14 protein-coding genes, 1 pseudogene and 2 riboswitches are annotated in these 26269 nt (G+C 49.0%); of the genes and pseudogenes, 11 read left to right on the top strand and 4 right to left on the bottom strand.

The annotated features are described in order from the left end of the window. Positions 1 to 20: 20 nt before the first annotated feature. The 10 genes and pseudogenes from DYD62_RS07900 (at position 21) to DYD62_RS07855 (ending at position 18794) form a co-directional block, all read left to right on the top strand. Entirely contained in the window at positions 21 to 2285 is a 2265-nt protein-coding gene (locus tag DYD62_RS07900) for an arginine/lysine/ornithine decarboxylase (RefSeq protein ID WP_115226822.1), read from the top strand. 175 nt (positions 2286 to 2460) lie between these two features. After that, positions 2461 to 3975 (top strand): mechanosensitive ion channel family protein, encoded by a 1515-nt coding sequence (locus DYD62_RS07895; protein WP_115226821.1) that lies wholly within the window; start codon positions 2461 to 2463, stop codon positions 3973 to 3975. Between the two features lie 302 nt (positions 3976 to 4277). Further along, positions 4278 to 6859: pseudogene (gene clpB / locus DYD62_RS07890) on the top strand (ATP-dependent chaperone ClpB). Positions 6860 to 7057: 198 nt separating this feature from the next. Further along, positions 7058 to 8572, top strand: a complete 1515-nt coding sequence (locus DYD62_RS07885) for a sensor domain-containing diguanylate cyclase (protein WP_115226820.1) — start codon at positions 7058 to 7060, stop codon at positions 8570 to 8572. Between the two features lie 100 nt (positions 8573 to 8672). Then, positions 8673 to 10370 carry a SulP family inorganic anion transporter gene (locus tag DYD62_RS07880; RefSeq protein WP_115226819.1) on the top strand — a complete coding sequence of 566 codons (1698 nt, stop codon included), beginning with the start codon at positions 8673 to 8675 and terminating at the stop codon, positions 10368 to 10370. 163 nt (positions 10371 to 10533) lie between these two features. Next, on the top strand, positions 10534 to 12546 hold the full coding sequence (locus tag DYD62_RS07875; protein ID WP_115226818.1) for a BCCT family transporter: 2013 nt from the start codon (positions 10534 to 10536) through the stop codon (positions 12544 to 12546). Positions 12547 to 12686: 140 nt separating this feature from the next. Next, a riboswitch (glycine riboswitch) is annotated at positions 12687 to 12782 on the top strand. A gap of 1 nt (position 12783) precedes the next feature. Beyond that, a riboswitch (glycine riboswitch) is annotated at positions 12784 to 12879 on the top strand. 53 nt (positions 12880 to 12932) lie between these two features. Then, positions 12933 to 14030 carry a glycine cleavage system aminomethyltransferase GcvT gene (gcvT, locus tag DYD62_RS07870; protein ID WP_115226817.1) on the top strand — a complete coding sequence of 366 codons (1098 nt, stop codon included), beginning with the start codon at positions 12933 to 12935 and terminating at the stop codon, positions 14028 to 14030. Between the two features lie 210 nt (positions 14031 to 14240). Further along, positions 14241 to 14618 (top strand): glycine cleavage system protein GcvH, encoded by a 378-nt coding sequence (gene gcvH, locus DYD62_RS07865; protein WP_099397761.1) that lies wholly within the window; start codon positions 14241 to 14243, stop codon positions 14616 to 14618. Between the two features lie 171 nt (positions 14619 to 14789). Next, positions 14790 to 17660 carry an aminomethyl-transferring glycine dehydrogenase gene (gcvP, locus tag DYD62_RS07860; protein ID WP_115226816.1) on the top strand — a complete coding sequence of 957 codons (2871 nt, stop codon included), beginning with the start codon at positions 14790 to 14792 and terminating at the stop codon, positions 17658 to 17660. A gap of 180 nt (positions 17661 to 17840) precedes the next feature. After that, complete coding sequence (locus DYD62_RS07855) at positions 17841 to 18794, top strand: substrate-binding domain-containing protein (RefSeq protein ID WP_165928600.1); 954 nt, start codon at positions 17841 to 17843, stop codon at positions 18792 to 18794. A gap of 128 nt (positions 18795 to 18922) precedes the next feature. On the opposite strand, the gene DYD62_RS07850 is transcribed toward DYD62_RS07855, so the two are convergent. Both DYD62_RS07850 and DYD62_RS07845 read right to left on the bottom strand, forming a co-directional pair. Beyond that, complete coding sequence (locus tag DYD62_RS07850; protein ID WP_115226814.1) at positions 18923 to 19726, bottom strand: hypothetical protein; 804 nt, start codon at positions 19724 to 19726, stop codon at positions 18923 to 18925. Positions 19727 to 19790: 64 nt separating this feature from the next. Then, positions 19791 to 20348 (bottom strand): neutral zinc metallopeptidase, encoded by a 558-nt coding sequence (locus DYD62_RS07845; RefSeq protein WP_115226813.1) that lies wholly within the window; start codon positions 20346 to 20348, stop codon positions 19791 to 19793. A 323-nt stretch (positions 20349 to 20671) separates the two neighbouring features. Between DYD62_RS07845 and DYD62_RS07840 the strand changes: the two genes are divergently transcribed. After that, positions 20672 to 20977, top strand: coding sequence for an aminotransferase class V-fold PLP-dependent enzyme (locus tag DYD62_RS07840; protein ID WP_233702888.1), 306 nt, complete (start codon positions 20672 to 20674; stop codon positions 20975 to 20977). A 35-nt stretch (positions 20978 to 21012) separates the two neighbouring features. Here DYD62_RS07840 and DYD62_RS07835 read toward each other — a convergent pair whose 3' ends face one another. Together DYD62_RS07835 and DYD62_RS07830 are read right to left on the bottom strand one after the other, a co-directional pair. Continuing rightward, positions 21013 to 21606: a CoA pyrophosphatase gene (locus DYD62_RS07835; RefSeq protein WP_207916315.1), complete on the bottom strand. Its 594-nt coding sequence runs from the start codon at positions 21604 to 21606 to the stop codon at positions 21013 to 21015. A 52-nt stretch (positions 21607 to 21658) separates the two neighbouring features. Beyond that, on the bottom strand, positions 21659 to 26134 hold the full coding sequence (locus tag DYD62_RS07830) for a PAS domain-containing protein (RefSeq protein ID WP_165928599.1): 4476 nt from the start codon (positions 26132 to 26134) through the stop codon (positions 21659 to 21661). Between the last annotated feature and the right edge of the window lie 135 nt (positions 26135 to 26269).

Raw genomic sequence — 26269 nt, 5'->3', positions numbered from 1 at the left:
GTTTTACTAAGGATTTTGCCATGCGTTTTTACTTCCCTATCATCATCATCGATGAAGATTTCCGCACCGAGAACACCAGTGGTTCCGGTATTCGTGAATTAGCGGCGGCCATTGAGGCCGAGGGCAGAGACGTAGTTGGTTATACCAGCTACGGCGATTTAACCTCATTTGCGCAGCAGCAAAGCCGTGCATCCGGCTTTATTTTATCGATTGACGACGAAGAGTTTGGTGGCGGCTCACCCGAAGAGACCCACGAGGCGCTCACCAGCCTGCGCAGCTTTGTAGCCGAAATCCGCCGCCGCAACCCGGATATCCCGATTTATATCTATGGTGAAACCCGCACCGCCCGCCACATCCCTAACGATGTGTTGCGTGAATTACACGGTTTCATTCATATGCACGAAGACACCCCAGAATTCGTGGCACGCCATATTATCCGCGAAGCGAAAAGCTATTTAGATACGCTGGCTCCGCCGTTTTTCCGTGCGCTCACCCATTACGCCCAAGATGGCTCTTACAGCTGGCACTGCCCGGGGCACTCAGGTGGCGTGGCTTTCCTGAAATCGCCGGTTGGCCAGATGTTTCACCAGTTTTTTGGTGAAAACATGCTGCGTGCCGACGTATGTAATGCGGTAGAAGAGCTCGGCCAGTTGCTGGACCACACAGGGCCCATTGCCGCTTCCGAACGCAATGCGGCGCGTATTTTCAATGCCGACCATTTATTCTTTGTGACCAACGGCACATCGACCTCCAACAAAATCGTCTGGCACTCTACAGTTGCCCCAGGCGATGTGGTGGTAGTAGACCGTAACTGCCATAAATCGATTCTGCACTCCATCATGATGATGGGCGCAGTGCCGGTGTTCCTGATGCCAACGCGTAATCACTACGGCATTATCGGCCCGATTCCAAAAAGCGAATTCGAGCCGGAAAACATCCGCAAAAAAATGATGGATAACCCGTTCGCCCGCGAAAAACTGCTGGCCGACCCTAACTTTAAGCCGCGTATTCTGACCATTACTCAGTCTACTTACGACGGCATTATGTATAACGTCGAAGAAATCAAAGGCATGCTCGATGGCGAAATTGACAGCCTGCACTTTGATGAAGCATGGCTACCCCACGCCGCATTCCACGATTTCTATGGTGATTACCACGCCATTGGCGAAGATCGTCCGCGTTGCAAAGAATCAATGATTTTCTCAACGCAATCAACACACAAGCTATTAGCAGGTTTAAGCCAGGCCTCGCAGATTTTGGTGCAAGACCCGGAAAACCGTAAGCTGGACCGTGATTTATTTAACGAAGCTTACTTAATGCACACCTCCACCAGCCCGCAGTACTCCATTATTGCGTCCTGCGATGTGGCTGCTGCCATGATGGAAGCACCTGGCGGCACGGCTCTGGTTGAAGAATCCTTAGTTGAAGCGTTGGATTTCCGCCGCGCCATGCGCAAAGTGGATGAAGAGTTCGGTGATGAATGGTGGTTCCAAGTTTGGGGCCCAGACGATCTGACCGATGAAGGCTTGGATCACCGCGATGCATGGATGCTTAAATCTGGCGACAACTGGCACGGCTTTGGCGATATCGCCGATGGCTTTAATATGCTCGACCCGATCAAAGCCACCATTCTGACGCCTGGGCTTGATTTAGACGGCAAGTTCTCTGAAACAGGCATTCCGGCCAGCATCGTCACCAAATACCTAGCCGAGCATGGCGTGGTGATTGAAAAATGTGGCCTCTATTCTTTCTTTATTATGTTTACCATCGGCATTACCAAGGGCCGCTGGAACACCCTTGTGGCCGCCTTGCAACAATTTAAAGACGACTACGATAAAAATGCTCCGCTCTGGCGCATTCTGCCGGACTTTATTGCCCAGTATCCGCAATACGAGCGCATTGGCCTTAAAGATCTGTGTCAGCAAATTCACGGTATTTATCGTGCCCACGATGTAGCGCGCCTGACCACCGATATGTATTTATCGAATATGGAGCCCGCCATGAAGCCCGCCAAGGCTTTCGCCAAAATGGCGCACCGTGAGATCGACCGCGTGGCGATTGATGAGTTGGAAGGTCGTATCACCGCCGTGATGCTTACCCCTTACCCGCCAGGCATTCCACTACTGATCCCTGGCGAAGTATTCAACAAAACCATCGTTGATTACCTCAAATTTGCACGGGACTTCAACAAACGCTTCCCAGGCTTTGAAACCTATATTCATGGCTTGGTTGCAGATAAGAGCAGCGGCGAAACCCGTTACTTTATGGATTGCGTAAGGGCTTAATTTACCTAGAAGCAGGGAGTGGGGGGCCATCCGCCCCCTGCTCCCCCACGCAACTCCTCTCCCCACCGCTCCTGCACCCCTGTCATCCCGCCATATTTCTGTACTCCATCGCAATCAAAGGCTACAAACAAGGAAAGCGATTTCCTTTTATATTCCCTGAAACCGGGGCTTTGCGATGCAACATCTGCCTTCCGAATTACAAATTCTGATTTACTTTATTGCCAGCTGCCTTATTCTGGGGATGCTGCTTTATTACCGCGTCCGAACCAGCCGCCATCGCTTATTTAACAGCATTTTGCTGCTCACATTCAGCTGTCTGGGCCTCTATAGCGCTCAATTACTGGAAAGCTACAATCTAAGCAGCGCCGCCAAAGCAGTGCATGAAACGTTTATGGTTGTGCTGGGTTTTGCCCTGATCCGCTACTGGGGCATGCTGATTTTTCAACTGATTGCCCCTCTGTTCCGGCTCAATCCACCCCGCATTCTTGAAGACTTACTCGAAGCAATCGCCATGCTGGGCTGGGGGTTTTATCGTCTGCACCTGGCAGGGCTGGAGCTTGGGCAACTGGTCACCACATCGGCCGTGATTACGGCCGTGCTGGCCTTTGCCATGCAAGACACCCTAGGCAATATTCTGGCAGGGCTGGCACTGCATCTGGACAACTCCATTGAGCAGGGCGACTGGATTAAATTAGGCGAACTCACTGGTCGGGTCGTCGATTTATCCTGGCGTGCCACCCGGGTTGAAACACGCAATGGCGAAACGGTAATGATTCCCAACGGCATGCTGATGAAAGGCCAGTTTCAGCTACTTGGCAAACGTGTTGACAAACCTCTGGCATGGCGGCGCTGGGTCTGGTTTGAAGTGGGGCTCGACACCCTGCCCACACAAGTCATGCTCTTAATAGAAAATGCCATCCGCGAAGCCGCCCCGCCCAATGTCGCCCAAGACCCCCCACCCTCCTGCTTATTAATGAATGTAGAAAAGGGCAACGCCCGCTACGCCGCACGCTATTGGCTGACCGACCTGCAAAATGACGACCCCACCGATTCGCAAATCCGCACCCTGATTGACGCAGTTTTACGCCGCAACAGCCTGCGCCTTGCTGCGCCGCAATATAAAGTGTTTGTTACCCAGGAAAACGAGCGCTACTTTGAAGGCCGCCACAAACAACATACGCAGGAGCGGCTGGCTGTGTTGCAAAAACTGGAGCTGCTCGCTTCATTAAAAGAAGAAGAGCTGCACACCTTAGCCGACAGGCTGCGCTTTACGCCCTATGTGGCAGGGGATGTGATGATACGCCAGGGTGAAAAAGTAGAATGGCTCTATATCCTGATCAAAGGTGAAGCAGAGGCATGGGTACAACCCACCCGTGGCGAGCGCAAATTATTTGCAAAACTCGGGCCGGGCAGTTTTTTTGGCGAAATGGGGCTGATGACCGGCGAAGCCATCCGCGCCACCGTTGTGGTCAGCACCAATGTGGAGTGCTATCGCATTGATAAAGAATCTTTCCAGCAGATTCTCTTATCCCGCCCCGAGCTGGCAGGCGTGTTCTCTGAAGTACTGGTCAAGCGTCAGGCCGAAGAGCAAATTCTGTTAAATGACGACAGCAGCATCATCCCACCCGTTGCCCGCTCAGAAATCCTTGCCAGACTGCAGCATTTTATTGGGCTGAATCGCGGGGCTTGAGTAAGCAGCAGATGCCCCCCATTGTTAAAACTCTTCCACTTGGAACTAAAAGAGCTAAATCTCAAACCACAGAGAAAACCTAAGTTTCTTAATGGATTTTCTCTGTAAAGCGCGGTGCTCGCAGTGGCTTCTGTGGTTGAAGGTCTTACTTGAAACATTAATTTTACTGAGGTAGGCCAGTTGGCCTATCACAGTAGCCATCGATTCTTTCCCGCATATAAAAACTCACATCCCCCCTCACTTGATCTCGCCCTGCCACGCCCCCATGTATAACGTAAGAACAAACTTTGGAGGTGTGCGGAATGCGTTTCGATAAACTGACCACAAAATTTCAGCAAGCCATAGGCGACGCGCAAAGCAACGCCAATGCCAACGACAATCCCTATATTGAGCCACAGCATGTGCTGGCTGCACTGCTGACCGACGTGGATTCCGGCACTTCTGCCCTGCTGGCCCGTGCGGGGGTGAATGTGAATCCGCTCAAAACGGCACTCGCTGCCGCGATTGATCGCCTACCTAAAGTCAGCGGTGGCGATGGCGAAATCACCGTCTCTAAAGAACTGAGCAATTTACTTAATCTGACAGATAAAGCCGCGCTTAAACGCAATGATCAGTTTATTTCCAGCGACTTATTCTTACTCGCTTTAAGCGCAGACAAAGGCGAAACCGGCCGTTTACTGAAAGAAAACGGGGCTAAAAAAGAAGCCATCGCCGCAGCGATTGATGCCGTACGCGGCGGGCAAAGCGTGGACAGCTCAGATGCGGATCAAAACCGTGAGGCGCTGGATAAATATTGCCTAGATCTGACCGAGCGCGCCAAAGCCGGCAAGCTAGACCCGGTGATTGGCCGCGACGATGAAATCCGCCGCGCCATGCAGGTATTGCAGCGCCGCACCAAAAATAACCCCGTACTCATTGGCGAGCCAGGCGTAGGTAAAACTGCGATTGTGGAAGGCCTGGCTCAGCGCATCGTCAATGGCGAAGTGCCTGAATCGCTCAAATCCAAGCGCGTTTTGGTGCTCGATCTGGCGTCTTTGCTGGCAGGCACTAAATACCGTGGCGAATTTGAAGAGCGCCTGAAAGCGGTATTGAACGAGCTGGCCAAAGACGAAGGCAACACCATTATCTTTATCGACGAGCTGCACACCTTGGTGGGCGCGGGTAAAACCGAGGGCTCGATGGATGCAGGCAATATGCTCAAACCGGCGCTGGCGCGGGGCGAGCTACACTGCATTGGCGCCACCACGCTGGATGAATACCGCAAATACGTGGAAAAAGACCCAGCGCTGGAGCGCCGCTTCCAGAAAGTGCTGGTGGGTGAGCCCAGCGTTGAGGCCACCATCGCCATTCTGCGCGGCTTACAGGAAAAATACGAAATCCACCACGGCGTAGAAATCACCGACCCGGCGATTGTGGCCGCCGCCGAGCTGAGCCACCGCTATATCACCGACCGCTTCCTGCCCGATAAAGCCATCGACTTGATCGACGAAGCCGCGGCCCGCATCAAAATGGAGATCGATTCCAAACCAGAAGTCATGGATAAGCTGGACCGGCGCATTATTCAGCTCAAAATCGAGCGTGAAGCGGTAAAACGCGAAAAAGACGAGGCTTCTAAAAAACGCCTCGCCCTGATCGAAGAAGAAAGCGCACGACTAGAGAAAGAATATTCAGACTTAGAAGAAATCTGGAAAGCAGAAAAAGCCAGCGTACTGGGCAGTCAGGCGATACGGGAAGAAATCGAGCGGGTTAAAACCGCCATGGACGCCGCCCAGCGCCGTGGCGAGTGGGACAAAGCCAGCGAATTGCAATATGGCCAGTTGCCACAGCTGGAAGCCAAACTCAAAGCCGCTGAAGCGTCCGAGGCCACCGGCGGAAAATTAAAACTGCTGCGTACTCAAGTCGGGGCAGAAGAAATTGCCGAGGTGGTTAGCCGTGCCACGGGATTCCCGTTAGCCGCATGTTGCAAGGCGAACGGGCCAAACTGCTAGCCATGGAAAACGCCCTGCAGCAAAAAGTGGTCGGGCAATCCGAGGCCGTTCGTTTGGTGTCCGATGCGATCCGCCGCTCCCGCGCAGGGCTTGCCGACCCTAACCGCCCTTACGGCAGCTTTTTATTCCTCGGCCCCACCGGCGTGGGTAAAACTGAGCTAACCAAGGCGCTGGCAGAATTTTTATTTGATTCGCCCGATCATCTTATTCGCCTTGATATGAGCGAATTTATGGAAAAACACAGCGTATCCCGCTTAGTGGGTGCGCCTCCGGGCTATGTGGGCTATGAGGAAGGCGGCTACTTAACCGAAGCGGTGCGCCGCAAACCTTATAGCGTCATTTTGCTCGACGAAGTCGAAAAAGCGCATCCCGATGTGTTTAATATCCTGCTGCAGGTACTGGACGATGGGCGTTTGACCGATGGACAAGGGCGCACGGTGGATTTTAGAAATACCGTTATCGTCATGACCAGTAATCTGGGCAGCCAGCAAATTCAGGCCATGGCAGGCATGGATTATCCGCTGATCAAAATGGCGGTACTTGCCGAAGTACAGGGCCATTTCCGACCTGAATTTGTGAACCGGATTGATGAAATGGTGGTGTTTCATTCGCTGGATCAGGCCGCGATCAGAAATATTGCACGCATTCAACTCAATCGCTTGCAAAACCGCTTAGCCCATATGGAAATTGAGCTCAGCGTGACGGATGCTGCGCTTGATTTGGTAGCTGCAGCAGGGTTTGATCCGGTTTATGGGGCAAGGCCTTTAAAACGCGCCATTCAAACTGAGATTGAAAATCCACTTTCCAAAGCAATCCTAGAAGGTAAAGTCAGCGCAGGCCATCTGCTCACGATTGATGCCGACAATGAAACGCTTTGCTTTAAGCAATCTCATTAAATCTGCAGCACTTAACGGCATTCTTCGGAATGCCGTTATTTTATTGCCGTGCAAAACCATCAGTAAGCATCTTCCTTTCAAAACAAGCCTGTTTTATATTCCAATAACTCGTCAGAAAATGGTACTTCCGTAATCAAATACTCAACAATTATCAAAATAATAAGATAAGCTTAATGATCGAATTCCCAAAAAAATGTAATGAAGCAAGCACTTACATTTCTGACATCCCCTAAGGCCGCCAAGGCCTTCTTGCTGCTGGTCCTTTATCTGGGCATTGGCTTTCTGAGTATTCAATTTGCCATGCTGCCCTCAGAAAACTTTGCCGTTATTTGGTTTGCTGCGGGCTGTGGGCTGGTTCTGATACTGGAGCTTGGCAAAACGGGAATTCCTTTTGTTTTAGCCGGCAGCGCCATCCTGAACACCCCCACCTATTATGTTTTTTTGAGCCATGCGGGCATGAATCATGCATTGCCCCTATCTATTATTTTAGGTCTTATCCCCGCAGCCATTGATACTTGGCAAGCCGTAATGGCCGCCAATGCATGGAAAGCTTTTATTGAAAAGAATCATCACCCGCCATTACAAACCCCCGGAGATCTTCCTTATTTCTGGCAAAAAATCTGTTTTATGCCTGCACTGATCAGCATGACACTTTGGCATTTACTGTTGAGCTGCAGCAATACAATCCCCTACAACGGCTTATTTTCTAATCTTCAACAAATGTTATTACTGATTCTTGGCGATACTGCGGGTATTTTTGTCATTACCCCTATATATGCCTCATGGAAATCAGGTGCGTTAAGAAATATAATCCGCCCTGCATCACCCTACTTCGCCACCATTTTACTGATTGTTGGCCTTGGATTTATGGTACACAATTATTTAATGATGCTGGTTTTGCCGGTTTTATTATTAATTGCCATTCATTTCAAGCTAGCTGGAACATCGATCGCTTTATTTATTGTATTTACCCTATCGGCCATTGGAACGGTCTTTCAGACAGGGCCTTTCCTCCACAATAATTTAATGATTACTTTCATTAATTTACAGCTTTTTCTTTTTCCCCTCGGGCTGACACTGCACTATCTGGCTCTTTTACAAGAGCTGCTCAGCCGAAGCCAAATGCAACTTGAATCTGAAGTGGCAAGCAGAACGGAAGCATTAGCCGCAGCCAATTTGCGCCTCGAAGAATTAGTCACCACAGACGAGCTAACGGGTGTAGCCAACCGAAGAGAATGGCAGCGCCGCTGCGATGAAGCCATAACCTATGCCCGCCGCTACCAGCAACCCCTGTCTATTTTATTAATTGATATTGATCACTTTAAAAATGTAAATGATCATCACGGCCATTTAGCCGGGGATTTAATACTGAAAGAATTATGCCGAATATGCACCACAGAATTACGCGCCACAGACAGCTTTGCCCGCTGGGGAGGCGAAGAATTTGTCTTGCTCTTGCCTGGCACCACACAGGCAGAGGCTATGCTCGCAGGTAATAAATTAAGGCTGGCAGTAGAAGAGCAAGCGCAAATTGAATTTGAAAACAAAAATATCCGTATCACCATCAGCATTGGTGTGGCTATGCTGGAAGACACCGACCCCAGCCTAGATTGCCTGCTGAACCGTGCTGATCAAGCCATGTACGCAGCAAAAGCAGCAGGCAGAAATCAAGTGCAATGCGCATTAAGCAGTGCATATTTTGCCAGCCGTTGAAGCTGTATGCTAAGGCCAAAACAGCAACAACTTACTTGATACTTATACAGATTCAAAAGAGTGCGCCATAATTAAACTCTGCCTTTTACTTGGCTCAATCATGCTTACCCGCTTTCGCCCCCGCTCCCTAGATATCCTCCACAATTATAGTAAAAGCCAGCTGTTGGCCGATATCACGGCTGGAATGAGCGTGGGCATTGTAGCGCTTCCCCTTGCTATGGCCTTTGCTATCGCCAGTGGGCTAACTCCCGCAGCCGGGCTGACCACCGCCATTATTGCGGGCTTTCTGATTTCACTTTTGGGTGGATCAAAAGTACAAATAGGTGGGCCCGCTGGGGCATTTATTGTAGTGGTTTACGCTATTGTTCAGCAGTATGGCTTAGGTAATTTGCTTTTAGCGACCATGCTGGCGGGTGTATTTATGTTTTTACTTGGCCTGCTCGGCCTTGGGGCATTAGTACGCCATATTCCCGTTTCAATTGTGATTGGCTTTACCAATGGAATTGCGGCCTTAATTGCTTTATCTCAGCTTAATGATTTTTTTGGTTTAAATATTGACCATCTTCCTGCTGAATTTTTTTCAAAAACCAAAGCAATTGGGCTGGCCCTGCCTCATATTCATTTGGCCACACTAAGTATTGGCGTATTTTCGCTGGCCATTCTGATTGTCTGGCCCAAAATAGCCAGGCATTTACCTGCGGGTTTAAAGCAAATTCCTGGCAGTATGATTGCCCTTTTAGCAGGGACTTTACTTTCTCAATGGCCGGAGCTGAATGTGGCCACCATAGGCAGCCGCTTTGGCGATATTCCATCGCAGCTCTCCTCTCCCGCTTTTCCTCAATTCACCTGGCACTCCCTTGCCGCTATTATTCAGCCCGCCCTGACTATTGCCGTACTTGGCGCAATTGAATCATTACTTTGCGCGCGCATCGCTGATGGCCTGATCAATGACCGCCACGACCCCAATCAGGAGCTGATGGCGCAGGGCATTGCCAATTTTGTTTCGCCCTTATTTGGCGGGTTTTGCGCCACCGGCACAATCGCCCGTACCGTCACCAATATTAACAGCGGGGCCTGTAGCCCTGTTTCGGGCATGGTGCATGCCTTATCTATTTTGCTGATCATGGCCATTGCTGCGCCATTTGCCAAGCTGATTCCACTTTCCACGCTCGCTGCTGTATTGCTCTATGTGGCTTGGAATATGGGGGAATGGGCCGAGTTCCGGCGTTTGCAACATTTCACCGGCAATTACCGCACCATTTTACTTTCTACTTTTATTCTCACCGTGGTCGTAGATTTAACTGTAGCAATGGAAGTTGGCTTACTGCTTGCCTGTGTTTTCTTTATTACCCGAGTATCCAGCCTGACTCACTTAAAAAAAGTGGAACTACCCGAATATTTGCAAGGCAAGGCAGACCAAATTGAAGCATGGAGTATTCATGGCTCCTTATTTTTTGGATCGATTGCCAAAATAGAAAGCTTACTCGATCCACATAAAATCCAGCCCGACCTGCTGATTTTAGACTTATCTTCACTCTTAAATATGGACACCACGGGGCTTGAGGCCTTAGAAACACTGCAGCAGCAATTACACCATCAGGGCGCTTGCCTGATGATTTGCGGCGCGGGCATTCAGCCTCATTCACTGATTCACAGATCCGGGTTTTATCAGCACTTAGGTGCAGAATTTTTATTGCCCGATCTGCAAAGTGCCTGGCAGCGAGCAGATCATTTTCTCAAAAAAACACATGCAGATCATCAAGAAAACAGCGAAAAAACGCATCGTCACAATGTGTGATTTAGTCACTCATTTGTACTATTTATCATTACAAATTCAGAAATCATTGTTAAAGTGCCTGTCGCTTTTCTATGCAAATAGTCTTATAAATACATAGGCATAGCACTGAAATCCGCTTTTTATCCCCAAACGGCCTCGTTTTTTGGCCATTACAAGGAGATGCATGAATACAAGTACCCGACCCCGCCTCCATCACACCTTAAGCATGCCGGTGTTCTTACCCAGCATGATTTTAATTGGCATATTGCTCGCCATTTGCACGCTTAATCCTCAAGCTGCAGAGCAAATCTTCTCGCAAGGCCAAGCTTGGGTTACACAGAAATTCAGCTGGTTTTATATTCTTTCTGTCGCTATTTTTGTCATCACATTAGTCGCCATTGCCTGCAGCCCTTACGGCAATATCCGTCTTGGCCCGGACGACGCCAAACCTGAATACAACTTTACCTCCTGGGTGGCCATGCTGTTTGCCGCGGGCATGGGTATTGGTCTGATGTATTTCGGCGTGGGCGAGCCCATGCAGCATTATTTATCACCACCACTGGCCCAAGGCAGCACCATGGCTGCCGCCCGTGAAGCCATGACCATGACCTTTTTCCACTGGGGCTTTCATGCTTGGGCGATTTACTGTTTGGTTGGTCTCGTCCTGGCTTATTTTGGCTTTCGCTACAATCTGCCGCTAACTATCCGCTCCGGCTTGTATCCGATTTTGCGCGACAAAATCAATGGCCCTGTCGGCCATGCCGTCGATGTATTTGCCCTTTGTGGCACTATTTTCGGGATTGCCACCACGCTGGGCTACGGCATTTTGCAAATCAGCGCTGGCTTACATTCGCTCACCGGCTGGGAAACCTCAAATCTGCACTTTCAGTACGGCCTGATTGCCGTGGTGATTGGCCTTGCGGGCTGGTCTGCTGCATCGGGTCTGGATAAAGGCGTGCGCCGCCTGAGTGAGCTTAATTTAGGGCTCGCGATTACCCTGATGCTGTTTGTTTTATTTGCAGGGCCAACGCTGTTTTTGCTTGGCGCATTTGGCGACAATATCGGCCATTATTTTTCCAGCCTCGTCGAGCTGACTTTCCGCTCTTACACCTATGAGCCTACGCAAAAAGAAGGCTGGTTCAGTGGCTGGACGCTGCTGTATTGGGCATGGTGGATTTCATGGTCGCCATTCGTTGGGATGTTTATTGCGCGTATCTCCCGAGGCCGCACCTTACGTGAATTTATCATCGGCGTGATGCTGATTCCTGCCCTGTTTAACTTGGTATGGATGACCATTTTTGGCAATACCGCGATCTGGCTGGATATGCATACAGCTGCTGGTGCGCTATCGCAAACCGCTGGCAATGTGGATGCACTGCTGTTCAAATTTTTTGAATACCTGCCGCTGGTGAAAGTCACTTCATCGATCACCATCTTGCTGATTGCCGTGTTTTTTGTCACCTCGGCTGATTCGGGCGCTTTTGTGCTCAATACGATTGCCACCCGTGGTGCAGATAAATCACCGGCCTGGCAAAGCCTATTCTGGGCGGGCTTACTTGGCGCTACAGCCGCTATTTTACTGACTGCCGGTGGTTTAAAAGCGCTGCAAGCCGTCACCTTAATTGCCGCCCTGCCGTTCACGGTGATTATGCTGCTGCTCTGCTTTAGCTTGTGCAAAGGCTTAGCGGCTGACCGGCAGCATTTTTCTCAGAAGTTTTCTCCAAGCACCACCTTCTGGACTGGCCAGCATTGGCGCACCCGCCTTACACAAATTCTGCATGAGCCGCGCTTAAGTGATGTTGAAAAATTTATCGCTAAAAGCGTGCAACCTGCTCTGAATGAAGTGGCTGCCGAGCTGCAAAAACAAGGCCTGAGTGCTTCTGTACTTCTTGGCGAAGATGGTGCGGTTTCTTTGGTTGTGCCACAAGCTAATCTGCGTGACTTTGTTTACGGCGTGCGGCCTTTAAAGCAGCCGGTAGCAACATTTGCGCTACGCGATGCATCGCTGCCCATGTCGAGCAGGCCGCATCACTATGTTCCCATCACCTTCTTTGAAGACGGCCGCCAGGGCTACGATGTGCAATATATGATTCAGCAAGAGCTGATTGCCGATGTACTTAAACAATACGAGCGTTATTTAAGCCTGGTGCAAAATCAGGATACGCATCTGCTCAATAGCGCCCCCGGGCACACTTAAACCCAGCCCGCCGACCATAACGCCCCGCTTGCGCAACAAGCGGGGCGTTATGCCATTTAAATACCCAAAAACCATAAGAAAAATGCCAGCCGGCTTGTACATGTAAAAATTGACAAGCACCGCCTAAGTGGTTAAATTCCGACCACTAAAGAGGAGAGAGTAGCTAGGGAAAACCCTAGTTACCGCCGAAGGCGCAACGCCCGCGAACGCTCAGGCAAAAGGACTCTTTGGCATCAACACTCTGGAGAGCGGCGTGAATCGCCCACCGAAGGGGCTAACAAAACGGATCGTCATGAGCCGTTTTGGAATCTCTCAGGTACCAAGGACAGAGGGGCCGCTGCATAAACCAGCCAGACTTGGCTCGCAGCGCTATGCCCGAGAGCGCCATGTCCGCCCAACTCCACACTACCCCACTCAATGCTGCCCATCGTATTGCCAACGCCCGTATGGTCGATTTTGGCGGCTGGGACATGCCCGTAAACTATGGCTCGCAGATCGAAGAACACCACGCTGTTCGCACTGACGCAGGCATGTTTGATGTAAGCCATATGCGTGTGGTGGATATCAAGGGCGAACAAGTTCGCGCCTTCCTGACTCGCGCCATTGCCAATAATGTGGCCAAGCTTAAAGTATCCGGCAAAGCGCTCTATTCTTGCTTACTTAACCCACAAGCCACCGTCATCGACGATTTAATCGTTTATTTCTTTACAGAAGATTACTTTCGCTTAGTGGTGAACGCTGGAACAGCAGATAAAGATATCGCATGGCTGCAACAGCTTAATAGCGACTGGAATACGGGTCTTACTATTACTTCCCGCAATGATTTAGCCATTTTGGCCGTACAAGGCCCGAACGCCCGCGCTAAGGTTTGGCAAGTTCTGCCAGAAACCCAGGCCGCCAGCTCAGACCTCAAGCCTTTTAACGCCGCCCAAATTGGCGAGGTGATGATTGCCCGCACGGGTTACACCGGTGAAGATGGCTTTGAAGTTGTTTTACCTGCCACACAAATTGAAAACTTCTGGAACCAGCTGATTGCCGCTGGCGTTCGCCCATGCGGCCTTGGCGCGCGCGACACGCTGCGCCTGGAAGCCGGTATGAATCTGTACGGCCAGGATATGGACGAAACCATCAACCCGCTGAACGCAGGTTTGGGCTGGACCATTGATCTGGTTTCCGAACGCGATTTCGTCGGTAAAGAAGCCCTCATCGCCCAAGGCCAGACACAGCAATTCCTAGGTTTATTGTTATTGGATAAAGGCGGCGTACTGCGCGGCCATCAGCGAGTGCATACCGAACACGGTGACGGTGAAATCACCAGCGGCACCTTCTCCCCTAGCTTGCAACAATCCATCGCCATGGCGCGTTTACCGCTTGGCGTGGCCATCGGCGACACGGTACATGTCGCCATTCGCGATAAAAAACTAGCCGCCCGCGTCGTAAAAATGCCTTTTGTACGCAATGGTAAATCACAACTTGACGATTAATCACAACTAGAAACACTGCCAAATCTTTGAACCACAGAGGACACAAAGAGCACAGAGAACCACTGAGAAAATCCAATTAAGCATCTCCATACTGGTGAGATCAACCTGACTAAGGTAATGCTTTTTTCTCTGTGAAATTCTGTATCCTCTGTGCTCTCTGTGGCGTAAGGTTTGGCTCAAACATCCGCACACACCTCTTGGAGCAAAAACATGTCTATCCCAGCAAATTTGAAATTCACTGACACTCACGAATGGCTTCGCCTGGAAGCTGATGGCAGCATCACCATCGGTATTACCAACCACGCGCAAGAAGCGCTGGGCGATATCGTTTTTCTGGAGCTGCCAGCAGCTGGCACTCGTTACGCTAAAAACGACGCATGTGGCGTGGTTGAATCGGTTAAAGCCGCCAGCGATATCTACGCGCCACTGGCGGGTGTCATTCTGGAAAGCAATGACGATTTAACCAATGCACCAGAGCAAGTCAATACCGACGCTTACGGCGCATGGTTATTCAAAATCACCCCAGACAACGCAGCTGACCTCGATGCCATGCTGAGCGCTGCCGATTACGAAAAAGCCATCGGCTGATCGCTTCTGCTTAATCAATCCTAAAACCCAAATCTTGAAACACGGAGAACACGGAGAAAACCTTCGAGAATTTCTCCGTAAATCTCCGTGTTCTCCTTTTCCCCTGTGGTTAAAGACTTGGGTTTGATGGGGTTTTGACCTTTTGCCTTGTACACTTTTACGGTTGCCGCCATGACCACTGCATCTCTTAGCCATCTTGAAGATCACGCCGCTTTTGTAGCCCGCCATATCGGCCCTAATGCTGCGGAAGAAGCCGCCATGCTGGCCACGCTGGGCTACGCAACACGCGCTGAGCTGATTAAAAATATCGTTCCTGCGGCCATTGCCCGCCAGGATGCTTTGCCGCTGGGTGAATTCACTCAAGCCAAAAGCGAAGCCGAGGCTTTAGCCAAGCTAAAAGCCATTGCAGGCAAGAATGTGCTCAAAAAGAGCATGATTGGTCAGGGCTATTACGGCACCCACACACCCAGCGTGATTCTGCGCAATATCTTAGAAAACCCTGCCTGGTACACGGCTTACACACCATACCAGCCAGAAATCAGCCAGGGCCGTCTGGAAGCCATTATTAACTTCCAGCAAATGATTACCGATATGACCGGCATGGCCATTGCCAACGCGTCGATGCTGGACGAAGGCACGGCCGCAGCCGAAGCGATGACACTCTTGTTGCGTATGAGCAAAAGCAAATCGACCATTTTCTATGTCGCCGCCGATGTGCTGCCACAAACCCGCGAAGTGATTGCCACCCGCGCAGCACCGCTGGGTATTGAAGTGCGCACAGGTCTTGGCGAAGCAGGCGACGGTTTTGGTGTACTGCTGCAATACCCTGGTGTAAACGGCGATGTGCCGGATTACCGTGCACTGGTCGCTGATTTACACGCCAAGGGCACTTTAGTGGTAGTCGCCGCTGATTTGCTGGCGCTCACCCTGCTGGCAGCGCCCGGCGAATGGGGTGCAGATGTGGTTGTAGGTAATAGCCAGCGCTTTGGTGTGCCGCTTGGCTTTGGTGGCCCGCACGCTGGTTTCTTAGCCACACGCGATGAATTCAAACGCTCGATGCCAGGCCGTCTGGTTGGGATTACCATCGATGCGCAGGGCAAGAGCGCTTACCGCCTAGCCCTGCAAACCCGCGAGCAACATATCCGCCGCGAAAAAGCGACATCCAATATCTGTACCGCGCAAGTATTGCTCGCCGTGATGGCCAGCATGTATGCCGTTTACCACGGCCCGAGCGGCTTAAAACGCATCGCGCATCGCGTGCACCGCCTAAGCAGCATTCTGGCTGCAGGCCTGAAGCAACTTGACATTAACGTCTTAAACGACAACTGGTTTGACACCCTCACCATTTCGGTAAAAGACGCTGCGGCCATCCACGCTCTTGCCCATGCTCAGGGCATTAACTTGCGCCAAATCGATGCTACAACGCTGGGCGTTTCACTGGATGAAACCAGCACCCGCGAAGATGTCACCACCTTATGGAGCATCTTTGCTGCAGGCAAAACCCTGCCAGCGGTAGATGCCATCGACGCAGAAATCGCAGGTGCATTACCTGGCGAATTGCTGCGCCAGACAGATTTCCTGACTCACCCAACCTTTAACCGCTATCACTCCGAAACAGAGATGATGCGCTATCTGCGCAGCTTGGCAGATAAAGACCTAGCACTGGATCGCACCATGATTCCGCTTGGCTCTTGCACCATGAAGCTCAATGCGGCCAGCGAAATGATGCCGGTCACCTGGCCAGAATTTGCCAATGTGCACCCATTTGCGCCCAATGCACAAACTGCGGGTTACCGCGAAATGATCGCCCAGCTGGAAGCCATGCTGTGCGCGGCAACCGGCTACGCCGGGGTCAGCTTGCAGCCGAATGCCGGCAGCCAGGGTGAATACGCTGGCCTCTTGATTATCAAGGCTTACCACGCTTCGCGTAACGATTTAGCGCGCAATATCGTGCTGATCCCGGCTTCTGCACACGGCACCAACCCTGCTTCTGCACAGATGGCAGGGCTGACCGTGGTCGTGGTGGCATGTGATGAAGCCGGTAATATCGATCTGGCCGATTTACGCGCCAAGGCCGATAAACACAGCCAGAATATCGCTGCGATTATGATTACCTACCCAAGTACGCACGGCGTGTTTGAAGAATCGGTCAAAGAAGTCTGCGAAATCGTGCATGGCCATGGCGGCCAGGTGTATATCGACGGCGCAAACATGAACGCCATGGTGGGCCTGTGCGCACCTGGCCAGTTTGGCGGCGATGTCAGCCACTTAAACCTGCACAAAACCTTCTGCATTCCGCACGGCGGCGGCGGCCCGGGTGTTGGCCCAGTGGCTGTGGCAGCACACTTAGTCCCATTCTTGCCTAATCAGCAAAGCAGCGGCTACTTACGTGGTGAGCAAGGCATTGGCGCAGTCAGCGCAGCGCCTTACGGCTCAGCCGCGATTTTGCCTATCTCATGGATGTATATCGCCATGATGGGAAGCGACGGGCTGAAAAGCGCTACCGAAGTGGCCATTCTTAACGCCAACTACATCGCCAAACGCCTCGCGCCTTTCTACCCTGTGCTTTACAGCGGCCACGATGGCTTGGTGGCGCACGAATGTATTCTGGACCTGCGCCCACTGAAAGACGCCAGCGGCATCAGCAATGAAGATGTGGCCAAACGCCTGATGGATTACGGTTTCCACGCACCCACCATGAGCTTCCCGGTACCGGGCACACTGATGGTAGAGCCAACCGAGAGCGAATCAAAAGTCGAACTCGATCGCTTTATCGACGCCATGATTGCTATCCGCAGCGAAATTGATCGCGTAGTCAGCGGCGAATGGACATTGGCAGATAATCCGCTAGTCAACGCACCGCATACGGTAGAAGTGTTAACGGCCGAAACGTGGGAGCACGGCTACAGCCGCGCGACTGCTGCATTCCCGCTGGAAAGCATCAAACGTAATAAATACTGGCCACCCGTTGGCCGTGCTGACAACGTGTACGGCGATCGCAACCTATTCTGCGCTTGCCTGCCGATGTCTGATTACGAATAAGCCGCTTTTAAAGCCTAAAGCAAAGGCCATCCGCAAGGGTGGCCTTTTTAATTCAAACCCGAATTTGCATGGTGAAATCAACACCGCTGCAGCCTATACAACCCTTCAGACTGCAGGCTGCATCGCAGCCATTTAATTAGCTATATTGCAATGAATAACAACATGAATGTGGAGTGCGAAATGCAATTAATGCGTCTTCTATTGTGTGCAGCTTACCTATTAGCAACCGCTGCAGCAGCAGCCCCGCTTAAGGCCGTTTTTATCCCCAAGGGGTCGACACAAATTTTCTGGAAAGAAATGGCGCGTGGCGCAGAAGACACGGCAAAAAATTTGCATATTGAAATGGTCTGGCGAGGGCCCAGCCAGGAAGATGGGGTTGATGCCCAAGCCCGCATTATTGATTTTTATATTCAGCAAAAATACTCAGGCATTATTTTAGCGCCCAATTCTACGGCACAACTCGATAAACCAATTCGTGAAGCCATCAATAAGGGGATTAAAGTTGTTATTGTGGATTCTCCATTAACAGGGCAAAACACCCTGCCCTATGTAGGCACCAATAATAAAGAAGCTGGCGCGCTGGCTGCTGCACAGGCCGCTAAAGATTTTCCGCAGACAAAAAAAATATTACTGCTTCGGTATTCAGCACAACATGGCTCTACCGCAGAGCGAGAAAAAGGATTTTTAGAGCATATCCATAAACTACTGCCCAATGCAGAGGTCATTGATACGCAATATGCTGGCATTACGATGCAAGCTGCCGAATCCAGTGCAAGTGCCATTCTGAGCCGAATCCCGGGCATTGATCTTATTTTCACCCCCAATGAATCGAGTACAGAGGGTACAGTACGTGCACTTAAAGCTAAAAACCTTACAGGCAAAATACACCATTATGGCTTTGATTTTAATCACAAAATTAATCAGGCAATAAAAGACGGCAGCCTGAATGGTGCAGTCATTCAAGACCCTTTTTTAATGGGGCAAAAAGCCATGCGCACCCTCTTTGAATTACTGGAAAAAAAACAAACCCCCGCCCTACTGGAAACGCCCGCGATTATGATCACCACAAAAAATATAAATCATCCGGAAATCCGGCTAAAAACCGATCCATTTCTAAAACTCTATCCCAGATAATAACGATGGCAATAAACAAGCATCTGCAAGCAGCCTGACCCGCTTAAGGGGCCTCAATTGATTTGATCAGACAGAGGAAGAACCCAGGAATACTGCGAATAAACCTAGGGTGTCTTCCGGCTTTGTCATTAAGACTTAAATATCGGCGTACGATTTGCCGCTTTGCTGCGGCCATCTAATTCCGCAATCAATACCGGTAATTTGGCTTTAGCCGCCTGCTTTAGCTGATCACTGGCTTCGGTATACACTTTGGTGCTGCGAAACCAATCTGCGCTGATGCTGTCACCCAGTCGATCTGAAATCAAATGCCATGCATAGGCATCAACTAGATTATTTTCTTGCAGATAAAGCTCAGCAATAATCCCTGCAGAGCGGATATTCCCCGCCACCAATGCATCTTTGAAGGTAGATTTAGCCTGATTGGCATAGTCAGTTTGCGGATCATAATCAGGGTTTTCCGGGTTTTTATTTAATTCAAAATAATACTTTTCACCCAAATGCACCATGGCATAAGCATCCCCCGATTTCGCCAGCTTTTTTAAGCTTTGCAAATCTTTCGTTAAATAATCGGCAGGCACCATATAACCTAAAGCTTCCATCTTTTTACGCCGAGCAGCTTCTTCTGGGCTTATCACTTCTTTATCCGGTGTATTCATGGCGGTATTCAGATGCGGGTCGGTTTTTACTTCGTCGTTACTTAAATCAATCCTTTTATCTTTAGAAAAAGGCGATGCTTGCAGCATGGCAGACTGGCTGATGTTTTTATCTTTTGCCTGTAAAGCAGCTGTAGAGATTGTTTCAGCGTGATCGGGCTCTGCCGGCGATTTCACGGTCGCAACTAGGCTGGATAAAACAGCAGCAGGTGATTGCCAAAAAGAGAGAATCACGCCACCGGCTAACACCAGCATGAGCAACAGAATTGGTTTTTTCATATTTTGCCTCACTCCATTCTCTCTGATATCTAGCATCAGATATCAGAGAGATTATTTTAATTAATTATTTTGGCAAATTATTAAAACACTTCAGCAAATCACCCTGAGCATAGCCCCAACGCGTAAACGCATCGCGCTGGGCTGGCGTGCCATGCGTGCTGTAATCCGCGGCCGCCCGGGCGCTGCTTACGGCGGCTTCCAGGAAAGACTGATAGCCCAGCTTATTCACGGCATAGCGAATAAATGATCCGCCATTGCAATCCGCTTGCAACTCCATATAAGGCGCTTGCAAGCGAATATTATTAGCAAACTGAATGGAATGACCCCATTCATGGGCCAATACCATTTTGGCTGCGTAATTACCGTGCTGGCTTTCCTGAGTCTGCAGAAATTGTGTGCCCACGCTGATAATAGAAGGGCCACAGGCCATCGCATTCGGGCTTGGTTCACCACAAGCACGTTGGTCGGTATAAATGGTTGGCCGTGCATAGCGGCCTTTTTCCTGACTTATTTCAGAGCCAGTTTTATTGATGTAAGTCTGATTCACCGTAACTGCATTTACAGCTTGAGTCAGGCCTAAGCCCATTACAAGTGCAAAAGCCATGCGAGCTTGCTTTGTCATCGTTATCTCCATTTTTTACTGGTTGCTTATTGCGCACGTTTCGTTTTGAAAGCAATTAACCATTAAGAATCAATCACTTTCTGCCACAGATCATCAACCGCATGACATTGCCATGTCAAGATGTGAAAAATAAACCCATATGAAACACAACAATAAAGCAACACAAATATTACCAACGCATACGCAGGCCTTTTTATTCCTATCAGGCACTCCCCTCTGCCACTGCAAAACACCACCCAATATGGCTAGGGTCTGCTGACGCTTCATTCACAATGGCCCTGAGGCGGAAAATGGCTAGGCTTAAAGCAGGACTGAAACTTTCGATGAACCTCAATGGTAACGGCTACGACAATGCCCTAATGGCAAGCTTTTTTTTGGGGGGTATAAAAAGCCAAGCCAGCGTTTTATCTTTTGTACTGGAAGGCTTTGAAACGACAGAAGTAGACGCATTGCTCAATAATGAAGGCATTGCAGTGCGCTCTGGTCATCATTGTGCGCAGCCTGTTTTGCGGCGTTTTAGGCTGGAAGCCACCGTGCGGCCATCTTTGGCTTTTTATAATCATTGCGGCGATATTGATACGCTGCTTGCCACCCTGATCAAGATCCAAAGTGGCCGCAGCAAGTTGTAATGCATTAAGCGGCCCCCGCAGCAGCGGGTGTCGTTTTACTCCAGACTTCTAGCCAGCATCAGCAGCATTCCCGCTGTCGCCCCCCACACCACACGACCATCATGCTCTAAGAAATGAGTAAAGCCGCGCTGGCCGTTGCGCTCTATCATCCGGCGCTCAAAACGGCGCGTATCCAGTAAAACAGAGAGCGGCAGCTCAAAGACATCCGCCACCTCATCAGGATCTGGCATTAAATCAAACCCCGGCTGCAACACCCCCACTACGGGCGTCACCCTGAAACGGCTGATGGTGAAATATTCAGCCAGGCTGCCCATCACTGCCACCCGCTCCGGCGAGAGACCAATTTCTTCCTGCGTTTCACGCAAAGCCGTGGCGATTAAATCTGCATCCTGCGTTTCATACGCCCCGCCCGGAAAACTAACCTGGCCGGCATGGGTAGAAAGATGCGCCGCACGCTCAGTAAACAAAACGGTGGGGCCATCAGGATGCAGCACCAGTGGGATCAGCACCGCAGCCTTACGGCTTTCCGGCATCACCTCTCCGCCCAAATCACCTGCAGTGATATGTGTTGCTGCATCCAGTTTGGATTGCAGCCATGGGATCATTAAACCCGAGCTTGGCAAAATCACGACAGTACCTGTTATTTTTGTTATTCATATTCTGAAAATACCGCTTAGCGCATCAGCGCTCACGTAAGCGCTGCCCAACAGCACTGCCTAAAGTCAGAATCTTCGCATGATACGGCCATGCATCATCTAATGCTTTTTCACGCCCGGTCTGCTCTACTTTTTTGCATAAATCGGCTAGGGACTGCGCCCCCAGCTGAGCGGCCGCACCCTTTAATTTATGGGCACAGCTCACCACGGCATCCCCGTCGCCCGACTCTATCACCGGGCCTAGGTTGGCTAGGCACTCATCCAGTGTAGGCAAAAACAATTGAATCAGCTCATCCGTCATGTCCATACCCAACATGGTTTTTAAATCTTCAAAGGTATGGTTAATACTAGCCATTTCTTTATCCAGCTCTTCATTACCCGCAGGCGAAGTCATATGATCTCCATTCAGAGCATTAGCAATCTGCCCCTGTGACTGATTGAAAAAAAACCGCGACAAAACACGAATCAATTGTTCAGCACTAATCGGCTTGGCAATAAAATCATTCATGCCCGCCTCATAACAACGATCTTCATCGGCCTTAAACGCATTAGCGGTTAAAGCAACTACAGGCACCTGGCTTTGCGGCCCCGCCAATGCACGAATCAGCGCAACCGAGGTATAGCCATCCATTTCCGGCATCTGGCAATCCATAAAAACCAAATCGTAATTGCCTTTCTGAACCTGATTAAGCGCTTCTAATCCATTATTTGCGACATCCACTTTACAACCCAGCTTTTTCAGCATCATCATGGCCACTTTCTGATTAATCAGATTATCTTCAGCCACCAGAATATGTAAATCCATGCCTTCTATTTCATCTGCCAATAATATATCAACCTGTGAAGACGTACTTTCACCACGCTGTAAACACTCTTCAATACAATGCCGCAACTGTTTTTCCTCTGTAAACTTCGCCAAATAAAAATCCAGCGGATTAACCTTACGATGAACCTCTTCTGCTCTGCTCAAAATCAAATGAATAATTGGCAAGGCAGCTCCATTTAAATGAGCATGAATACGGAGACTTAAATCAACGGCTTCAAAACGCTCATCCATCATCACAAAGGCAAATTCTGTACCGTCCTGATTTAAAGCGGCCATGCCCTCTTCAGGATCAGTATAACAATGCGCATGCAGCCCAAGCCTTTCCAGATTGATCGCAAGGGATTCGGCATATGCAGGAAAAGGCTCTAACACCAGCACTTTACGCCGCTGACTAGACACTGGTACCGGAGGCGCAGCATCAACAAGAGTAAAAGGCACTTCAATCCAGAAATTAGCCCCTTCACCGGGCTGACTTTCCACACCAATTTGCCCATCCATTGCATCAACTAGGCGTTTACAGATAGATAAGCCCAAGCCAGTACCGCCAAATTTACGCGTAGTTGAATTATCTGCTTGGGTAAATGGGCTAAATAATTCATTTTTCACCTGATCAGATAAACCCAGCCCCGAATCTTTTACCTCAATCCGAATCATAACGCGCTGCAAATCAATCACCTCACACAATACACGGGCAATAATATCCCCATCCCCTGTAAATTTAATCGCGTTGCTCATTATATTAACTAATACCTGACGCAAACGAGCAGGATCCCCCATTAAATGCTCAGGCACATCAGGGGAAATAAGACATGCAATTTCTAATTTTTTTTCATACGCTCTTGGTGCAGAAAAAATAAACAGCTCTTCAATAATATTCCGCAAATTAAATTCAATACATTCCAGCTCTAGCCTACCTGCCTCTATTTTTGAAAAATCCAGCAAATCATTCAAAAGTGATAATAAAGAATGGCCAGCCGTATGAATTGAATCAACCAACTCCCGCTGTTGCGGGCTAAGCTCGCTTTCAAGCACTAAAGATGAAAATCCCAATACCGCATTTAGCGGGGTACGAATTTCATGACTCATATTGGCTAAAAAATCACTTTTAGCTCGGCTTGCTGCTTCCGCCAGTAAAATGGCAGCTTGTAAGGCTGCCTCATTAATTTTTCTTTCATGAATATCAATATTCACCCCAAGCATACGCAAAGGCTTACCGTCCTGACTAAATGAACTGACCCGCCCCACGCTTAAAATCCAACGCCAGTTTCCATCCTTATTTTTTACTCTGAATTCAGCGGCACAAATAGCCAACTCGCCACTAAAGTGCGCCTGCAATAATTTCCGGGCAGCAAGCACATCATCAGGATGCGTTAAATCAGACCAGCATTCTAAGTGTGCAGGCATTTCTGCCGGATCATAGCCCAGTATTTCTGCCCATTGCCCGCCAAATAAAACCTCATTATTGCTGATATTCCAATCCCATATTCCGAGACCGGCACATTGAATGGTTAAATCCATTCTCTTTCTGCTTTCATTTAAGGCGGCTTCATGTTTCAAAATTTCAGTAATATCTTCGTGCGAACCAACCATTCTAACCACTTCGCCTGATTCATTTTTCAAATGAACGGCACGGCTGCGCACACTGACCCAATGCCCTAATTTATGTTTAAAACGCAAAGTCACTTCAAAGCGATCCATCGCCCCCTGATTAAATTCATGGGTTAAATGTAAAAACCGCTTTCGGTCTTCCGGTTCGATCAGCCTGTCCCATGTGGCAAAGTTGTTTTCTAATTCATCATCTGCATAACCAAAATTTTCTTTCCACTGGGGAGAAAACCACACCTCGCCCGTTTGCATATTCCAATCCCAAATCCCTTCTTTAGCAGCCTGCGCGGCCAAAGAAAACCGCTCACCTGATTCACGCAATGCATATTCAGCCTCAATCACACGGCTCATATCTAAATCAATGCCAATAACCCTTTCCGGCAAGCCTTTATCATCCAGAATTAATTTTCCATGCGTAGAAATATAACGCAGTGATCCATCAGGCAAAATAATTCTGAGTATTTCACTCAGCGATTCGCCGCCATGCAACATGGCATGCATCGCACCATCAAACTGAATAATATCTGCACGGCTGATACGGGCAGACCAGCTGGCGTAATCAAGATAAAACGATACGGGGTCCAGGCCATAAAGCGCATACATGGCGCTATCCCAGCTGATTTTATTCTCATCTAAATGCCATTCCCATGTCGCTAATTTTGCAGATTCAACAGCCAGACTTAACTGCTCTTTGATTAATTTTCCTTCTTCTGAAACGGTGGTGACATTAAGCAGACACATTATTTTATGATGATTCAAAAAATAAATAGCATTTAATTCAACACCAAAATCAATCCCATTCAGATCAAGTCCTTTCAGAACAAGTGGAGGATTGGTCTCGCTAGGCGATTGATTTTTTTCCGCACTCAAAATATAGGATTCAAAATCATCATAATTAAAATCAAAAAACAACCTAAACACAGGCTGACCACACACATCCGCGGCCACCTGCTTAAAAAGAGAAAGTGCATAGTGATTGATGTTGAGCACTAGGCCCTGCCTGTCCACAATAAAACCAGCTCCGGGCATGGCATTCAGCATAAGCTCTGTTTCTTTATCCTGAATTTTCGTTCTATTTTCTTCATCAATTTTATTTTTATTTACTATTTTTTTATTTAAAACCACATAATAAACTACTGCGCACAACAAACCCATCAGCACACCCAAAACCACGATCCACACATAATCATTTTTCAGATAAAATTGATCAAAAATCTGCTGACTAGATATTTGCAAAGCGAGTTGTTTACCCCCATAATCAAACACCACTTCGCGCTGATAAAGAGAAATACCATTTTCCGGTGGGTTTATATTACTCCGATACAAATTAACAGGTATTTTTTTATTATCTAAAATACTTAACTCACATTTAAACAAAGCACCATATTCACAATCAACACTTTCCATCATTTTTTTTACATCTACAGGCATATAAACATATCCCTGAAACAGGCCATGCCTGTCAAATAATTTGCTACTATTTTTATCCGTTAAATACCAAGGTAAAAAAATTAAAAAATCCGCCCGATGTAATTTTGATAAGCGTTTTGAAACAATTAAAAACGCTTGGTCTTTGTCTGCTGATGATTGCAGTTTTTCAAACAAATCTGTATATACAGAAAAATCATAGCCGCGAATTTCTTCTTTAAAAAAGCCGGGCTCCAGTGCTTCAACAATATATGCATCTGTATTTGTGCCGGAGATTTCAGCCATTTTTAAAGGCGTACTTGCAAATTCATTTGCCCATTTTTCCTGATAACGGGCTCGATCTTTATCCGCCACCCATCTAAGCAGGCCAACAGATAAAGCACCTGCATGTGTAGCAGGCAAATCTAACAGCTGCACAGTGTATAAAAACTCAGGCTGTGCCCCTCCTTTTCCGGTAAATGCACCTGCACGCCGCAAGCCCTCATCCAATGCGTTGATATGATTTTGCACAGCGGAAACATAACGGGCGCTCATTTGCAAAAACGCAGCTTCTGCCCGCTCCGCATCTAGGCGATAGGAAAAAAAAGCAAAGATAACGCCGATCAGTATTCCGGCCAGCCCAAGTAATACAGGCCCAAGCATTGTGCTTTTATTCCAATTTAACCGATGCAAAAATGACTTCATTACTCGCTGACTCTGTGAATGTTTGTTTTACAAACTGCACCCAATATGAAAAGCCCAAGAAACAATGGATCATTTCTGCCCAAGGCCGCTTAG

Origin of the sequence: Iodobacter fluviatilis, assembly GCF_900451195.1 — a bacterium.
Lineage (GTDB): Bacteria > Pseudomonadota > Gammaproteobacteria > Burkholderiales > Chitinibacteraceae > Iodobacter > Iodobacter fluviatilis.
Note: the sequence above shows the minus strand (reverse complement) of the source record. Positions and strands in the feature narration are given on the sequence as shown.

Excerpts from the sequence above, each read along its gene's own strand:
- DYD62_RS07900 (WP_115226822.1), top strand. The coding sequence starts at position 21 with ATGCGTTTTTACTTCCCTATCATCATCATCGATGAAGATTTCCGCACC.
- DYD62_RS07895 (WP_115226821.1), top strand. The coding sequence starts at position 2,461 with ATGCAACATCTGCCTTCCGAATTACAAATTCTGATTTACTTTATTGCC.
- DYD62_RS07885 (WP_115226820.1), top strand. The coding sequence starts at position 7,058 with ATGAAGCAAGCACTTACATTTCTGACATCCCCTAAGGCCGCCAAGGCC.
- DYD62_RS07880 (WP_115226819.1), top strand. The coding sequence starts at position 8,673 with ATGCTTACCCGCTTTCGCCCCCGCTCCCTAGATATCCTCCACAATTAT.
- DYD62_RS07875 (WP_115226818.1), top strand. The coding sequence starts at position 10,534 with ATGAATACAAGTACCCGACCCCGCCTCCATCACACCTTAAGCATGCCG.
- gcvT (WP_115226817.1), top strand. The coding sequence starts at position 12,933 with ATGTCCGCCCAACTCCACACTACCCCACTCAATGCTGCCCATCGTATT.
- gcvH (WP_099397761.1), top strand. The coding sequence starts at position 14,241 with ATGTCTATCCCAGCAAATTTGAAATTCACTGACACTCACGAATGGCTT.
- gcvP (WP_115226816.1), top strand. The coding sequence starts at position 14,790 with ATGACCACTGCATCTCTTAGCCATCTTGAAGATCACGCCGCTTTTGTA.
- DYD62_RS07855 (WP_165928600.1), top strand. The coding sequence starts at position 17,841 with ATGCAATTAATGCGTCTTCTATTGTGTGCAGCTTACCTATTAGCAACC.
- DYD62_RS07850 (WP_115226814.1), bottom strand. The coding sequence starts at position 19,726 with ATGAAAAAACCAATTCTGTTGCTCATGCTGGTGTTAGCCGGTGGCGTG.
- DYD62_RS07845 (WP_115226813.1), bottom strand. The coding sequence starts at position 20,348 with ATGACAAAGCAAGCTCGCATGGCTTTTGCACTTGTAATGGGCTTAGGC.
- DYD62_RS07840 (WP_233702888.1), top strand. The coding sequence starts at position 20,672 with ATGAACCTCAATGGTAACGGCTACGACAATGCCCTAATGGCAAGCTTT.
- DYD62_RS07830 (WP_165928599.1), bottom strand. The coding sequence starts at position 26,134 with ATGCTTGGGCCTGTATTACTTGGGCTGGCCGGAATACTGATCGGCGTT.